Here is a 15,147-nt window from a genome sequence, read left to right as displayed (position 1 = left end):
ACCCTAGGTTACGGTTCGGCCGCCCCTACCGCCGGCGTGCTAGGCGCGAGCCCTAAGCGCATGAGTTCGGGCACGGTGACGAATCGATAACCCTGTTGGCGTAGTGCCGACACGATCAGCTTGGTCGCTTCCACCGTGTTGGACCGATCGCCGCCGCGGCCTTTGTTGCCGTCGTGGAGCACGATGATGCTGCCGCTGCTCACGTACTTGAGGACTCTAGCGGCGATGACGTCCGGCGGCGGGCGTTCCCAATCGCGCGGCAGCGGCGCCGACCACATGATGACTTGGTACCCCAGGTCGTGCGCCACCCCGATGACGGCGTAATCGCGGGCGCCGAAGGGCGGGCGGAACAAGTTCGTGTGCACGCCTGAGGCTTTCACGATCGCCGCATCGGTCTGCTCGAGTTCGCTGCGGATGTGGCGCCGCGTCTCGAGCACGAGGTGCGCGTGATCCCAGGAGTGGTTGCCGAGCGCGTTTCCGTATTCGGCCTCACGCCGGACGACGTCCGGATATCGCTCAACCGCGCGCCCGACCACGAAGAACGTCGCCGGAACGTGCTGCTGATGCAAATACTCTACGATTTGATCCGTGTACGGCGGATTCGGTCCGTCGTCGAACGTCAGCGCGACGAGCTTTTCCGTGTTGGGGACTCTCGTGATCGTGTAGCCGAACGTCTGGTTGTAAGGATTCTCCATGACGAACCACGTCAGGCCCGCGAGCAAGACGCCTATCGCGGCCGCAGCGGCGAACAAGCGCCAATGGCGGCGGAGAACGAAGGCGGCCGCTTTCACGGAGCGCTCGCCTTGGGAGGCCGCAAACCGCTGTCGGCTTCGATCAGCTCGGCGCGGATCTTCGCCTCCGCCTGCTGAACGCTGGCCGGTCCGAAGTCCTTGATCAATCGCACGATTTTGAGATAGCGAGGTTCGCGCAGCGAGCGCCCGCTGACCGACGTCAGTTGCGGGCCAGAGCCCGTCGCCTGCGGATGCAGACTGAACTCGCGCGCATTGGTCGCCGCCCAGTATTGCGGATCGGAAAATCCGAAAGCGCGGCTGCCGCCCTCATTGCCAAGCGTCTGCGAGACGAATGCGATATACTCGTCGCGCGGGTGGGGCAGCAGCGGCTTGTCCTCGAGTTCCCAGATGCCGTCGGCGCGCAGCTCTTCGTAGAGGAACGTCGCGTTGGGCCCGAACAGCTGCACGTCGAACTGCTTGGTGATCAAACCGCTCCGGCTCGTCGCCGAGTAGAACATCTTGACCTTGCCGTCATCGTTGGCGACGCGAAAGGTCTGCGCAGAGATCGCTCCGTTGATGACGTACTCCTGGAGCGTGACGTTCCAGGTGCTGCGTTCGGACAACACCTTGATCACCGCACGCTCCTGCGCGAAGTACGGCTGCAGAAAGAATTTGTAGCCGAGGACTACGGCCGCGATGCAGATCGCGACGACCATAATGCTGCGCGTGCGCTCGTTCATCGGGATGCGGTCGCGCCGAGGTAGATGACCGCCATCAGTGCCCGGTACATCTCCGCGGCGTCGGGGAGCTGAAATCGAATCGTCCGCGCGCTTGCGCGTTGCGCGCTGGGGATCCAACTCAGCACATCCGCATGCGCCGTCGTGAGCGTGTCGAACTCCATCACTATGGGTGTTTCGAGAAGCAGCGGCTGAAACGCTCCCGCGTCGCGCACCGCACGAGTTGCGGCGCTGCGCAAATCCTCGCGCACCAAAGCCGGCGACAGGCTGTCGGCGGCATAATAACTGATGCTTCGTTTCGTCTCGACGCCCAGCGCGCGCGGCGCGGCTTGCTTCGCTTCTTCGAGCGTCGTCGCATCACCCGAAACCAGCGCGACCGGCACGCCGTAATGTCCGGCAAGCGCGGCGTTGATGGTGATCTCGCCGACCGCCCGGCCATGCAGGCGACATTCATAGATGATGCGCGGACTGTACGTGTGACCCATGACCGCGTTGCCGTCGCCGATAGCCCCGTGGTAACCGACAAAAAAGGCGAGCTCGAAGCCCCCGCCGATGCCTTCGAGCATGAACTGCGGTTTGAGTCTGCCGCTGACGACGACGGCACGCGGATCCAACTCGCCGGCGATCAGATTGCGCATCGTCGAATGCGAGTCGTTGACGACGACTCGAGCCGCTCCGCCTTCGAACGCGCCAACGACCACCGCGTTGACCTCATGCGTCATGATGCGGCGCGCTCGTTCGTACTCGGCGCTTGCTCCAGGGCGCACTTCATCCCAGTGGACGAGATCCGCGCAGCCCTCCATGTCTACCGACACGTAGACGGAAGGACCCGTCACTGGGCCGACCTCGCCGCATGCTCGTCGAGCACCGCGTTCACGAGTTTGTCGGCGACCTTGTTTTTCTCGCGAGGAATATGGACGACGTGCCACTCGCCGAATTTCGCGAGGGTGCGGCGCGCCGCCGCGTGAAGCGGGATCAGCTTCTCGTCCTTCACGCGGTAGGGCCCGTTGATCTGTCGCTCGACCAGCTCGCTATCCGTGAAGACGTCGACCTGCTGGAAACCCTCGTCGAGGGCGCGCTGCAGGAGCAAGAGCAGGGCGCGGTATTCCGCGACGTTGTTGGTCGTGACGCCGAGATATTCGCGCACTTTGGCGACGACGCTGCCGTCGTCGCGCTGCACGACTCCACCCGCCGCAGCGGGCCCAGGGTTGCCCCTGGAGCCCCCGTCGCTGTAGATCACGCAGTGCCCGGAATGTCCCGGCGATTTTGAACCGCGCATGGCTTACCACAGTACCTCGCTCGCGGTGCAGGACCTCTCTATAGTCGGCTGCGCGCTTGCCCGCCAGGTCGGGATGCGCGATTGGTCGTACCTTCAGACGGAGTGCGCCCGCCCCCAGCCCAGAGGAGTTTCCCCTTCATGAGCACCCCTTGGCGCCCGCTTGGGCTCCTGGCCTTTGCCGCCGCGTTGCTCGTCGTCGCCGCCGGCGTAACGCGACCCACGGCTTCGGCCGCCGCCTCGAAGGCTTCGCCGTCGCCCTCGCCCACAGCCGTTCCCACGCCCTTCATGGCGCTTGACCTGATCCCGAACGGAACCTGGATGGTCATCATGCAGGCGCGCGACATCTCGTACTCGACGATGAAGTTGAAGGCCGCTGGAACGAATATCAGCGGCACGTGGGACCTCGACAAAAAGAGCAGCTTTTTCGTGACCGGCACTCGCGACGGATCGCATCTCAAGCTCGACCTTCGAGCCGGGGACAAACCTGACAGCAGCGTCGTCGGGAAGATCGATGCGACACTCGACGGCATCGCCGATATGTTCGGCATCATCACCCTGAACGGAGTCGACACGCCGTTCCAAGGCGCGCAGCATTCGCGCGTTCCTGCGCCTGTGGATACCGGCGGGCCTGCCGCAGGCCCGACGCCATACCATTAACGGCAGGGAGGCCGACGCAGGCGGGGAAACCCTCCGCTCACAAGGAGGGTTCTCACTATGCAACTCTTGCCTTTGGTATTAGGATTTTTGGCGGACGATAGCACGGCAGCCGCCAACAGCGCGATGGCTGCGATGGCGGGCGCATCGATCGTTTCGATTATCATCGGTCTGGCCGTCGGCATCTTCGTCCTTTATCTGTGGTCAAGGATATTCTCGAAGGCAGGCTTCAGCCCGTGGCTTTGCCTGTTGTTGATCATCCCGCTCGTCAACATCATCATGATCATCTGGTTTGCCTTCGCCGAATGGCCTGTTTCACGAGGGGCCAGAGTCTAAGTCGAACCCTCCCGCTGCGGTCACATAAGGGGCCGCCAGCCGCCTCCTCGAAGCAAGCCGCTGGTCTATCTCAGCCCGGCGGTTTTTGCTTGATGGGAGGTTCGCATTCTCATGTTTTTGCTTTTCGGTGCATTGCTGTTTGCCGCGACCAGCGACGAACAGAACACGGCAGCCGCGGCCGGCGTCGCCGTCGGCATGTTCGTGGTGTTGGGCATCTTCATATTGGCCGCGTTGGCGTTCCAGATCTATTGCTACTGGCGCGTCGCGGTGAAGAGCGGTTACGAGGGCGCCTACAGCCTTCTCACGCTGGTCCCGCTCGTGAACATCGTCATCTTGCTGATCTGGGTCTTCTCCGAGTGGCCCATCGAAGCGGAACTCAAGCGCTATCGGGCTGCTTACCCGCCGCTGCCGCCGATCGCGCCGGCGGGCAGCGTTACGCTGCCGTCTAAGCCTCCGAGCTAGCGCTCGGAACGCTACAATAATGCCGGGGCTAAAGCCCCGGCACTACATTGCCGCGAGTTACATCCCGGGTTTGCGGCCCGCAAGCGCTAAACTCACCTGGCTTTGCAGCAGGGCGAGGTGCGCCCGCGAGATGTCGTCGAGCGCGTTGGAATCCAGCGCTCCTCTGAGCGTGCCTGACAGACTCACGAGCTTGGCTCGCGCGAGCGCTTGCCCGTCCGACGGAGTGCCCTTCGGCGGTGTGAGCGCAAGCGTGATCAGCAGACGCGTGTAGCGCGCCTGCAGGTTGCGCCTGAGCAATGGCACGTTCGACAGATTGCGCCCTCGCAGGTCGCCGTACACGCTGTCCTGCGCCCAGTTGAACAGATCGCTGATCGACATCGTGCTGCCCGGCGTCGACCGGACGGCGAGGTCGTCGATGCGTTGCAGACGCAGCGGTTGGAACAGCGTTCCCAACACGCGGCCTTGCAGAGCGCCGATCGCATCCACCACCGGCTCGTCGTGCCGATCCGGCGGATCGTAGGCCCACGGGCCGCCGTTGAGCGGCGAGAACTCCTGATATGTCAAGCGGTTGAGCGTCGCCGGCGAGAGCCGGAACGCGCTGTCGGAGAACAGGTACTGGTCGAGCGTCTTCCAAGCAGCGACCTCGTCGTTGCGCGAGACCGGCGCCAGCGGCTTTGGAGCGCCGGGATCGCCGGCGTGCGCGCGCGACAGATACTCACCGCCGATGAAGTGCTCGGTCATGAACGCGAAGCGCCGGTACTGACCAAACGCGAACTGGAACGCTCCACGTTCGTCTTCGAACGGGTGGCCTGCGCTCGGGAACCGGCTGTCGAGCTTGCTCATGACGGTGCGCGCGATGTTCATCTGCATCTTGGCCCAGCCGAGCATGTCGTTGCTCAGGCTGAACTGATTGACGCGCGGATCGATGGCGTGCGCGTTGCCCCACGACACGTCCTCGTCGGACGCGAACCGATACAGCGGATTCGAGGTTTGCGACGCCCAGCCGCGCAGCGTCGGCAGCTCATCCTCCGGCGTGCGCGCGCCGCGGATCGGCGCGTAACCCCAATGGATGAGCCAGTAGTCGTACGGGCCGATGGTGTCCATGAACAGCGTGCCGTTCGACTGCCCACGGGGCCAGAGGTTGACCGGGTTGTAGGCCATGACGGTGGTCGCGACGCCGTTCTTGGACGTGAAGGCGCGGTCACGAAGCTGCGCCGGTGTGTAGGCCTGCATGGCGATATAGTTGTGCTGGAAGCCCATGTCGTGGCCGACTTCGTGCAATGTGCCGTCCATGAGGAAATCGTTGATGTAGCTCTGCGGCACGTCGCCGCCCGGCCAGTCGCCCAGCACTTGTAAGGCGATCGCGGCGAAGGCGGCTTGATTGTGTTTATCGATCTCGGCCATGCGCTCGCGTGCCGAGAACGACTTCGCGGTCGTAGGATCGACGTAGTACGGCTTTTCGAAGTAGCCGAACGCCACGTAGTCGGCATCGAACACGACGCCCGTGCGGAACTGCTGGCCGGTTCGCGGATCCCAGAAGAATTGCGCCTCGAGGAAGCCGCCCGAGTTCGATTCGGTGAGCCAGCGAAGGACGCTGTAGCGGACGTCATCGGCATCCCAGTTCGGGTCGTTCGGCTGATCCTTCACCTGGACGGCGTCGCTGATGCCAAGCGGCAGAAACGCCTTGTTCCATTCCAAGCACGCGCGCCGGATCGCGTCGCGATAGCGATACGGAATCGTGTTGCTCATGTAGAACACCATCGGATGCTTCGCCGGCGACATGGCGGCATTTGGATCGGTCTTCTGCATGTTCCAGCGCAAGATGTAGCGCCTTTGCCGGCTGGTGTACTTATCGGTGCCGAAGTCGAGCTGCGCGGTCGAGAAATAACCGACGCGGTCGTCCGCAAGGCGCGGCATATAGTCCTTGTCGTTTGGCGGTTCGATGAAGTTGTAGTCGATCCGGAACTCGATCGCGCGCGGGTCGATCACGTTATCCACGATAGAGGCGTCGTCGGACGTCCAGGTCTGTCGCACGTCGACGAGCGTGTTGTCCGGAAATGACTTGGTCGGACCGAAATAACTGCGGTCGGAGTCGAGGTGATACAGCTTGCCGGGCTCCGGGTTGCCCAGCGCAGCCTTGAGCGCGTCGCCGAGATCCATGACGTCGCTCAACAGCGGCGTCGCTTCGATGACCACGTCGCCGCTCTTGTCGTCGGTCGCGAGCACCTTGCTGACTCCGACGACGGATTTGGCCGTCTGATCTTCAACCGCGTTGGCGTCGGGCGAGCCCGCCGGCGCAACGAAGTTGGTGTTGGGATAAAGGATCGAGACCTTGTCGTCTTGCTTGACGAAGCGGACGATGCGCGGACTGTAGTAGTCGCCGGCTCCTGCCAGCATGAAATAGCCGCCCAGTCCGTTGCCTGGCACGACGCTGAGGATGAAGTCATGGTTGAGCTGGCTGGGCGACAGCTCCAGCATGACCTTCCCGTCCTTTCGCCAAACGGTGAAAAGCCCGTGTTGCGGCGTCAGGCCCTCGGTGAGTTTTGCGTAGCTCACGGGGGCGTCGTCGGCGCGGGCCGCCGTCGCGCACAGCAGCGACAGCATGGCGAAAAACAGCGTGGCTGCACCACGTGTATTGAAAGCACCCATCGGTTGAGAAACCCCACTTCATAGTGACGGGGCTAGCGGCCCCGCAGGTGAACAATGCTTAACGCCGTGCCATCAAGCAAAAGGTCTTGCCGGGCAAGTCCCTTCAACTTGGTTACCGCTCGACCTTGCCTTGGGTTTCAGGACAGACGAGGAAAATCTTATAGAATTTTCAGCCCATGGAACGTGCGGTCGGTGGTATGCCAGCCTTCAGCCCGGCGACCTGACCGCGTTCTGCACGGAAAGCTCCCAGCGATAGCCGTCCGGGTCGTGAAACCACAATGCCATGTGGCGCGACCCGGGCGCTTCGGGACCGATCTCATCGCCGGGATCCTCTAGCTCGACCTTCTTCCGCTTGAGCTCGGCAAGCGCGGCCCGAAGTTCGCGCATGCTGCGAAGGTGAAACGACATGTGGTCGAGCGCCTCGGGCCGCGGCTTTCCCCGAAAGAGCGCGATCGTGACGGCGTCATTGCCGACCGCCACGCCGCTGCCGAAGTCGAACTCTTTGCGCAGGTTGAGCGTCCGGCACCACCAGCGCGCGCTCTTCTTCGGACTCTTCACCGCCAAGCCGAAATGCCCGACGACGCCGATCTTGATGGCCATGTTCAGGAACTCCCGATGAGCACGCCGGCGGTGAAGACGAGCGCGCCGCCCACGATCACTTCGACGGCCGACACGAGGAACGAACTGGCGAAGAACCGATAGCGCACGTACGCTATGGTGATCAGTTCGAAGCCTACCACGACATAGGCGAGCGTCAACGCGGTCGGAAGGTTCGGGATCAAGAACGGCAGCGAGTGCAGAATGCCGCCGATGAACGTCATGAACCCGACGATAGCGCCGCGCACGAAGGGGTTGCCGCGACCGGTCAACGTGCCGTCGTCGGAGAGGCCCTCCGAAAACGCCATCGAGATGCCGGCGCCGACCGCTGCCGCCGCTCCGATCAGGAACGCAGTATGGGGCACGTGCGTGGCAAACGCAGTGGCAAAGATCGGCGCCAGGGTGGACACCGAGCCGTCCATGAGGCCGGCCAATCCGGGCTGTATGACCTGGAGCAAGAAGCTCGTGTTCGCGGTTTTGGTAGCCATTATCGCGTGTTCTAACAGGAATGGAAGAAACCCGCGCTCCTTGCGGCGCGCGGGTCTCTTCGTCCAGTTAATCGGGTTTGTCTAGAAGTCGTCGTCCGCCGGCCCGCTCGACTTTTGTATGGACCTCATGAGGTCTGCCGTGCGCCAGCCGGTCGGGATGATCGCGAACTTGAGGGGTTTCTGGCCGTAGTTGAAGCAGTCCGACAGGTCGTCCGACAACGCATCTGCATAACCCAACGATCCCAGTCCGAAGTTCGTCTCGACGAACTTCAAGATGCTGGATTGTTCGTGCTGCACGTGCGAGATGTGGGCCGGCTTCGCGTACGGCGAGATGACGATGAGCGGAACGCGGAAACCGAGTTCGTACGAGCTGCGAACAGGCGGCTTCACGTGGTCGAACCAACCGCCCCAATCGTCCCACGTCACGAAGATGGCCGTGTCCTTCCAGTACTTGCTGCCGCCCACGGCGTTGACGATGGACGCGACCCAAGCCGGGCCGGTGCCCGTATTGCAACTCGCATGATCGGACTCCGCGCACGTGGGGTTGACCCACGATACCTGTCGCAAGCTGCCGCCGGCGATGTCCGTGAGAACGGTCGTCTCGGGGGTGATGACGTTCGTCCAATCCGAGCCGTAGCGCAGATGTTTGATGGCATCCGGGGCCGACCAATAGCCATTGTTGTTGGCATCGTAGTAGCGCCACGAAACACCTTTGGCGTCAAGCAGATCCATGATGGTCGGGTGCTCGAAGCATGGCCGCATCACGACGGTCTCGTTGCCAAGGGCATCGATCATGGTGACTTGCGCTTTGGGCGACCCGTCGCAGTTCTTCCCGTTACTGACCCAACCTGACATCCCGGGGTAGCGCGGATTTTCCGCGGCTAGCAATTTGCTGCCGACCGAGTCGGTGGAAGTCCCGGCGATGAGGAACTGGTGGGCGGGAAAACTGGGGCCTTGGTTGTCTTGGAAGGTGCGGTCGCCGAACGTGTAGGTCGTTGCCATCTGCCAGTACGGCATTATCTGTGCTTTGGGTGTGTAGCCGAACGCGGTCGGGCGACAGGGTTTGCGGCAGCGGATCTTCACGTTGTCCCAGCCGTCCATCTTGCCGCCGTCGTATTCGGTCGTAAAGGCCAGATGGCTGTGGTCGAGGTCGAACCGGTTGGCCAGGGGCCGAGGCATCAATTTGATGACTACCCCCTTTGAATTGGTCCCGCTGCTGGCGATGTCGGCACCGGGCAGACCTTGGAAGAGGTTGTCCGGCGTCCGGTTCTCCTGGAAGATGATGATGACGTGCTGAATTTTCTTCGACGGGAACGGATGATGTCCGCCGTGACACGGACCGTCACACGGCTTTACCACCGGCGTTGGGGTGCCCGCCGACGGAACTCCCATCGAGAACGCTAAACTAAACGCGACAAAACACGCGAGCAATAAGAGCGCCCTATACATGCGATAACCTCCCTATGTATGGCGAGGGCGGGGCACCTTAGTCCGAAAACGTGGTCCCCGGCCGGCAAAATTCCAGGGCCGCCAAGCGGCCGCCTCCGGTCACGAGGGCGGCTGCAACTTTTAATCTTCCGGCTTTCTCGAGCGCTCGAACGCTAGAGCGTCATCGGCGCTATGGGCTCGATCTCCGGCCGCTCGCCGCCGATCACGTCTGCGCTGAGCACCCACGCGGATGCGCCGTGATCGAGGAAGGCGCCCACGATCGTGTCGCTCGCGTAGCGCGGCAAGAGCATGCGCCAACTGGACAGCCCCAGGCACAGCTGCTGCAGCGGGGCGTCCTCGAGGGTCGTGCCCAGATTGAATTCGTTCGCGCTCCAGTCGCGCCGCGGCGAACCGAACGGATTCAAGCGCCGGCCGAGATCCTTCTCCAGCAGCTTGAGCCGCTCGTAACGCTGCGCTTGCTCCGGATGCTGCGTCGCCCACGCCACCTGAGCGGGATTCTCCTCGACGAACCGGTTGACCATGCGCAGCGTCGCGAAGAGCGCCTGATTCGAGTCCTGCGCGCAGTTGTTCGCGGGCCCGACGTACGTGCAACCGGTTCCGTCGCCGATCCGATAGCGCGCGGTCATCGCCTCAAGCTGCAAACCGAGCATGCCCAGGACTGACGCGCTCCACGTAGGATCGAGCTGGAAGTCGCTGGTGAACGCGTCGTGACGCAACAGGATGTCGCAGGTCGGACGCACACCAGCCCAGCCGAACTGGCGATCGCCCAAGAAGCGCGACCAGTGCAGCGTGCCCGCCACGAGCCCGTCGGTGTTGTGCGAGTAGACCTGATAGTAGACGATTTCGAAGCGCGGCTCGTCCGCGAGCGGATCGTGCACGATGCGAGCTTCGCCGTACGCGAAGTGCCCGAAGTACACAGGGCCTGACGCGGCCTTCTCGCCCAACCGGCCTCCGATGCCGCCATAGGTGTGGATCAGGAGCGCCGCATCGCCCTCCTTCCACACCGCGCTCGCGGCATCGCCGCCATCCCCGCTGAGGAAGGTCGAACTCGCCGTCCCTTTTCGCGCCGCGATATCGCCCCATGCCTCCTTGCGCACGAAGCGCCATGCCGCGTCGCGACCCGCAACGGTTCCCCCGGGCTGCGCGCGCAACAGCGCCCGCGGCCCAAGCGCTTGCACGACGAACACGCCCTGCGCGTCCGGTGAGCCGTAGACGTACCAGCCGTCCGCGTTGAGCGGCGACTTTTCAATCGCTTGCATCGAAGACGGCGGCCGCCGGTCGGTGTCGGCCACCGCGGGAGGCGCGCTGACGATCTCATCGGGGCCGTCAAAAGCGCGCGTGGCGCGATTGAAATGAACCACGCGGTAGCGGTCCGCGCCGACCGATTCGACGAAACGGACCAAACCGTAATAGCGGCCGCCGATCTGCGCCGGCTCGCGGGTGATGCGCAGGACGGTGCTGCCGTCCTCTTCGGCCACTTCGACCGGCCCCATCAGCATCACGACGACGTCGTCGTTGGGCCGCGAGCCCGCGAGCGATTCGAGCGGATCGACCAGTTGACGGTGATCAAGGCGGACGGGCTCGATCCAGCCGCTGTGGCGCAGCGAATAATCGGCGTCTGCGCTGAAGAACACGTCGCGCGTCACCGCGCGCACGCGGCGTTGCACGAGCGGATCGGCCGACCAGCGCAGCTTGACGGTCTTGCCGACCAGTTGCGCGTGCGCTTGATCCGCGTGGTGCACTTCGAACCAAGCCCCCTGCACGTCGCTGCGCTCGTCGGGCTTCGGGAGGATGAGTCTGCCCATCCATTCCGCGAGCGGCAGGTAGCGCGCGGGATCAACGCCGGCACTGATCGGGTAATAGTCGGGCCGGTTCCACGCCGCCTTGACATACAATCCGTAGTTGCTCGGGCGCAGCGGCTCGCGCGGCCCGCTCGACTCCAAGCGCCCGCGCAGGATCTTTTGTATGTCGGCGACGGTGTTCTGAAGATTGGTCTGCCCGCCGGGCAGCCGAGCGTTGGGATCGAACATGCCGCCCGGCACTTGATGGCCTACCGGTCCAAGCGAAGTGCGTGTGAGGCGTCCAAGCCGTCTCGCGCGGTTCCAGTACGTCCGCCAAAAGATCTTCCAGCGCGACCAGAACAGGATGGGCCCGAGCTTCTCGACGCCGTCTTTGTCGCCGACCAGATGGTAGAGATGCTCGAGGTCCAGCACGCGGCTGCTTCCGCTGATGACGCCGCCGAGCGAAATGACGTCGATCGGCGCCTGTAGCGCGCGCTTCAGGAATCCCGCGGAGGCGGCCGACATCTGTCCGCCGCCGCTATAGCCGATCAGCGTGACGGGCACGCCGCTGCGCAGCCGGTAGCCGTTGGCGATGAGGCCGTCGTAGAGCACCTTGGCGATGCCGTAGTTGTAGATCGGTCCGTAGCGTGAATCGGCCGACACCGCGACGATCATGACGTTGCGGATGTTGACGATCATGCCGAGGATGCTCGAGGGCCTCTTGAACCGCACCGCGTCGACGATCTTCCAGAACCAGGCCAGCACAGGATCATCGTCGAGCGGCCGGTTGAGCACCGAGTACGCCATCAGCCCTCGGATGAGTCGCGTGCGCTTGGGCAGCGTCGGCGCGAGCGCGTCCAGGAACGTCTCAACGTCGGGAGTGTATTTTCCGCTTGACTGTCCGATGCCGTCCATGTAGACGATGTAACGCGATACTTTTTGATCGTCGGCTTTGCCGCTTTTTTGCGCTTCAGGCGTGGGCTTTATCTCGTCGCCGTACCATCCCGCCCACCAGCCGAGCGTCTCCAGAGGCGCGAGCATGGCCGCGATGATGATGGCGAACATGGCGATCCACACGAGGTCGATCGGCCAGCGCGCCCACGCCGAAACGCTGTCATGCCAGGCGAAGAGCGCTCTTTGCGCCGGCGCTATCGCGAGCACCAAGAGCACGGCGACGACGAGCGCGACGACCACGCCGACGATCGCGCTTAAACCGGCGCCCGGCGCGAGCACCCCGTGATGCGGTTCCACCACGATTGGCGCGTCGGAGACCGCAGGTGGCGTGATGGAGCCCGCGGCGGCGATCGCGGGGGCTTGCACGCGGTCTATAGCCTCTTGCTCGTCCGTGTCCACCGGCGCGCCCGCCACGATGTCCAACAGTCGCGCGCCAAGCGCGGCGATCGGCTTGCCGACCGTCTGCTGCGCGATGCCAAGCCCCAGCCAACCAAGCCCGACGAGTAAGAACGCCTCCGCTACCGGCATATGTCCTACTGCAGAGAGGCCGACGATCGCAGCAAGCAACGACCATACGCGCAGCGCCCACGTGATGACGATGCCCGCATATGGCATCGCTTCCAGGAACGAGAACAGCAGCGGTGCGTAGCTGAGCGCCAACACGATCCAAAGCGTGGCGAGCGAGAGATGCGTGCCGCGCAGCCATGTGATCACCCATGTTGACAGGGTCAGGAACGCATAGCCGAATGCGAAGAGCAAAGCATTGATCAGCAGGCAGAAAACGAAACGGCCAAGCTTGACCCGATTGGCGAAAAGTACGATGCTCTGGCCGACCGCAGACGACAATCCCGCAGCCAAGATGATGGCGAGGGCGATCACCGGCGCGTGCTTCAGCACGACGCTGTGGGCAAAAGCCTGCCCCTTCAGCGCGAAAACGCCGCCGAGCGTGGTCCAAAGATCGGGCGCGATGCTGTAGTCTATGAGACGGCTCCGTTCCGAGTCAGCGAGCGCCACCTTGTTCCAGCCGGAAGTTCGGGTCGCCTATCCTTTGGTCGTCGCCCGTCACTTGTGGTCTCGCGGCCAAGCATGTTATTCTTGCGACATGAAACGATTGCTGTTGCTGGCGATGGTGCTTGTTAGCCTGCTCCCGTCTACTCCGAGCGCGGCCGCTACCGGGTGCGGCGCACACGCCGATTCGCTTTTCGCGAAGGCCTCCACCGATTACCAGGCCGGCAGGTACATCTACACGTCTGCTGACATGCAGGAAGCCGCCACCAGCTATTACGCCTGCGCCCAACACGCCAAGGCGGCCGGCGCTCCTGCAAAGCAGGCGAGTTACTCGTATTTCTACGGCGAGTCGCTGTACGTCGCCGGCGAAGCCGAAGCGAAGTTACATCATAACGTCAAGGTGAAAGAGCTTTGGAGCGCCGGCCTCGACGCTTTGCGCCCGCTCCAAAAATCGAAGTACCTTAGCGCGAGTCAACGCGCGCTATCGGTGCACGCCGTCAACGTGATGACGCCGGTGGTGAAGATCCTGTCGTAGTGGTATTCTCGTCGAAGGCGCCGGTGCGGTACCAATCCACTTCGCGGCGCGTGGAACCGCCCGATAGATTCACCTCGAACAGCAGCACAGCCGCAGCCGCGAACAGGCAGACGCCGCCGAGGATGACAAACGCAGGCCCAAGCCACGTGAGTGGGCTGTGTAACAGCAGTGTCAGCGCGATCGCCAGACTCGAGAGCAAGAAGAGCGCGATCGCGAGGTAGAATCCCGTGAGCGCGCTGCGAGCAAGGTCGGCGCGGCGCAGCAGAATCGTGAGCTGCTCGTCGATGAGCGGCAGCGCGGCACGTTTGCCGATGCGGCGCAGCTCCTCGCCGCGTGCGATGAGCCCGCGCGTCTGATCGACGATGCGGCCGATGCGCACGAGCGTGCTCGAGACGAGCGAGCCGGCGGCCAGGATGAGGATCGCCGGGGTGATCATGCCGGTGACCACCGAGAGCGATGGGAGCATCGAGGAAAGACCGCTGCTGAGCGCGTTCATTTGGCGTCATGCCCGTGAGGCAGCACGCCCCGACGCACGCTGTCAGCGAGGAGCAGCGCCAGGCCGACGAAGAGGACGATCGGGCGCGTGCTCGCGCTGGTGACGAAGTGCGGCAGGACGAACCATGCGATCAACAACCAGATACAGACCGCAAGCGACAACCAGCCGTCGTCGACGAACAGCCCATAGACCTGCTTGAGACCGCTCGCCAGCCAGGTCATATCTGCGGCACCCTCGTTGCGCTCGCGGGCCGAGCATGCACGCGCCGGCACAGCGCAACGGCGACGAACGATATGAAGGCATAGCCGATGACGAGCCCGAGAATGGCAAGATCCTGACCGATCCACGTCATGCCGAGACCTTCGCCGAACCAGAACGTGCCGAAAGCCGAGAGCAAGACGCCCACCGCGAACTTGAGGCTGTTCTCCGGCACGCGCTCGAGCGGGCGGCGCAATATGACCCCGGCAGCGACGACCAGCACGCCGGCCGCCGCGGCGCCTGCGCTTGCCGGAAGGAGCGCGTGCGCCGTGGCGCCGATGGCGATCACGATGAACACGACTTCTAAGCCCTCGAGCGTCACGGCTTTGAACGATGCAAGGAAACCGACGGGATCCAAGGCTCCCCGACCCCGTGCGTTCGAGGCCCCCAACCCTCGCTTCTGCTGTTCGAACGCGTCCGACTCGTCGTGCATGCTGATGAAGCCGCCGGCGCGCAGTATGGCTTTGCGCAGCCAGCGCATCCCGAAGAGGATCAACAGCCAACCGACGGCGATCTGCAGCCACGCGATCGGGAACCGGTCCAGCAGCGGCCCGAAAAGCAACACGAGCAGCCCGAGCAACGCGATCGCCGCGATGGAACCGATGATCGCCGAGCGCCAGCCTCGCGTGATGCCGACCGCGAGCACCACCGTCAGCGCCTCGACGCACTCGACGGAGGAAGCCAAGAACGCGGGCAGCGCGGCCGTCCAGAATTGCACGCGCCGTGCTTCTGC

General features: G+C 63.6%; 16 protein-coding genes. 4 read left to right on the top strand and 12 right to left on the bottom strand.

The window, feature by feature from the left end:
• Nucleotides 1-8: 8 nt before the first annotated feature.
• Genes VN934_03080 through VN934_03065 form a run of 4 tightly spaced genes read right to left on the bottom strand, consistent with a single transcriptional unit; the run spans nt 9 to nt 2,747 of the window.
• Nucleotides 9-791: a polysaccharide deacetylase family protein gene (locus VN934_03080; GenBank protein ID HXM17774.1), complete on the bottom strand. Its 783-nt coding sequence runs from the start codon at nt 789-791 to the stop codon at nt 9-11.
• Nucleotides 788-1,471 (bottom strand): hypothetical protein, encoded by a 684-nt coding sequence (locus tag VN934_03075; GenBank protein ID HXM17773.1) that lies wholly within the window; start codon nt 1,469-1,471, stop codon nt 788-790. Before VN934_03075 ends, VN934_03080 begins: the two co-directional genes overlap by 4 nt.
• Entirely contained in the window at nt 1,468-2,304 is an 837-nt protein-coding gene (locus VN934_03070; protein HXM17772.1) for a M55 family metallopeptidase, read from the bottom strand. Before VN934_03070 ends, VN934_03075 begins: the two co-directional genes overlap by 4 nt.
• Complete coding sequence (locus VN934_03065) at nt 2,301-2,747, bottom strand: ribonuclease HI family protein (protein ID HXM17771.1); 447 nt, start codon at nt 2,745-2,747, stop codon at nt 2,301-2,303. The genes VN934_03070 and VN934_03065 overlap by 4 nt, the downstream gene beginning before the upstream one ends.
• A gap of 138 nt (nt 2,748-2,885) precedes the next feature.
• Here VN934_03065 and VN934_03060 point away from each other — a divergent pair, with 138 nt between their 5' ends.
• The 3 genes from VN934_03060 (at nt 2,886) to VN934_03050 (ending at nt 4,199) form a co-directional block, all read left to right on the top strand.
• Nucleotides 2,886-3,404 (top strand): hypothetical protein, encoded by a 519-nt coding sequence (locus tag VN934_03060; protein HXM17770.1) that lies wholly within the window; start codon nt 2,886-2,888, stop codon nt 3,402-3,404.
• A 57-nt stretch (nt 3,405-3,461) separates the two neighbouring features.
• A complete protein-coding gene (locus tag VN934_03055; protein ID HXM17769.1) occupies nt 3,462-3,737 on the top strand; it encodes a hypothetical protein in 276 nt (91 codons plus the stop codon).
• Nucleotides 3,738-3,848: 111 nt separating this feature from the next.
• The gene (locus tag VN934_03050) at nt 3,849-4,199 is read left to right on the top strand and encodes a hypothetical protein (GenBank protein ID HXM17768.1); all 351 of its coding nucleotides are present in this window, start codon (nt 3,849-3,851) and stop codon (nt 4,197-4,199) included.
• A gap of 57 nt (nt 4,200-4,256) precedes the next feature.
• Here the strand turns inward: VN934_03050 and VN934_03045 are convergent, their stop codons facing one another.
• The 5 genes from VN934_03045 to VN934_03025 all read right to left on the bottom strand — a co-directional run bounded on the left by VN934_03045 (nt 4,257) and on the right by VN934_03025 (nt 13,131).
• Nucleotides 4,257-6,848 carry a zinc-dependent metalloprotease gene (locus VN934_03045; GenBank protein HXM17767.1) on the bottom strand — a complete coding sequence of 864 codons (2,592 nt, stop codon included), beginning with the start codon at nt 6,846-6,848 and terminating at the stop codon, nt 4,257-4,259.
• Between the two features lie 207 nt (nt 6,849-7,055).
• On the bottom strand, nt 7,056-7,448 hold the full coding sequence (locus VN934_03040; protein ID HXM17766.1) for a VOC family protein: 393 nt from the start codon (nt 7,446-7,448) through the stop codon (nt 7,056-7,058).
• A gap of 2 nt (nt 7,449-7,450) precedes the next feature.
• On the bottom strand, nt 7,451-7,933 hold the full coding sequence (locus tag VN934_03035) for a hypothetical protein (GenBank protein ID HXM17765.1): 483 nt from the start codon (nt 7,931-7,933) through the stop codon (nt 7,451-7,453).
• 81 nt (nt 7,934-8,014) lie between these two features.
• On the bottom strand, nt 8,015-9,382 hold the full coding sequence (locus VN934_03030; GenBank protein ID HXM17764.1) for an alkaline phosphatase family protein: 1,368 nt from the start codon (nt 9,380-9,382) through the stop codon (nt 8,015-8,017).
• 152 nt (nt 9,383-9,534) lie between these two features.
• Nucleotides 9,535-13,131, bottom strand: coding sequence for a hypothetical protein (locus VN934_03025; protein ID HXM17763.1), 3,597 nt, complete (start codon nt 13,129-13,131; stop codon nt 9,535-9,537).
• A gap of 88 nt (nt 13,132-13,219) precedes the next feature.
• Between VN934_03025 and VN934_03020 the strand changes: the two genes are divergently transcribed.
• Nucleotides 13,220-13,660: a hypothetical protein gene (locus VN934_03020; protein HXM17762.1), complete on the top strand. Its 441-nt coding sequence runs from the start codon at nt 13,220-13,222 to the stop codon at nt 13,658-13,660.
• Here the strand turns inward: VN934_03020 and VN934_03015 are convergent.
• The 3 genes from VN934_03015 to VN934_03005 are packed head-to-tail and all read right to left on the bottom strand — an operon-like array spanning nt 13,623 to nt 15,132.
• Nucleotides 13,623-14,156, bottom strand: a complete 534-nt coding sequence (locus VN934_03015) for a DUF2721 domain-containing protein (protein ID HXM17761.1) — start codon at nt 14,154-14,156, stop codon at nt 13,623-13,625. The two genes, VN934_03020 and VN934_03015, sit on opposite strands and share 38 nt — an antisense overlap.
• A complete protein-coding gene (locus VN934_03010) occupies nt 14,153-14,377 on the bottom strand; it encodes a hypothetical protein (GenBank protein HXM17760.1) in 225 nt (74 codons plus the stop codon). Before VN934_03010 ends, VN934_03015 begins: the two co-directional genes overlap by 4 nt.
• Nucleotides 14,374-15,132, bottom strand: a complete 759-nt coding sequence (locus VN934_03005; protein HXM17759.1) for a hypothetical protein — start codon at nt 15,130-15,132, stop codon at nt 14,374-14,376. Before VN934_03005 ends, VN934_03010 begins: the two co-directional genes overlap by 4 nt.
• Nucleotides 15,133-15,147 lie beyond the last annotated feature (15 nt).

Origin of the sequence: Candidatus Tumulicola sp. (assembly GCA_035601835.1) — a bacterium.
Taxonomy (GTDB): domain Bacteria; phylum Vulcanimicrobiota; class Vulcanimicrobiia; order Eremiobacterales; family Eremiobacteraceae; genus DATNNM01.
Note: the sequence above shows the minus strand (reverse complement) of the source record. Positions and strands in the feature narration are given on the sequence as shown.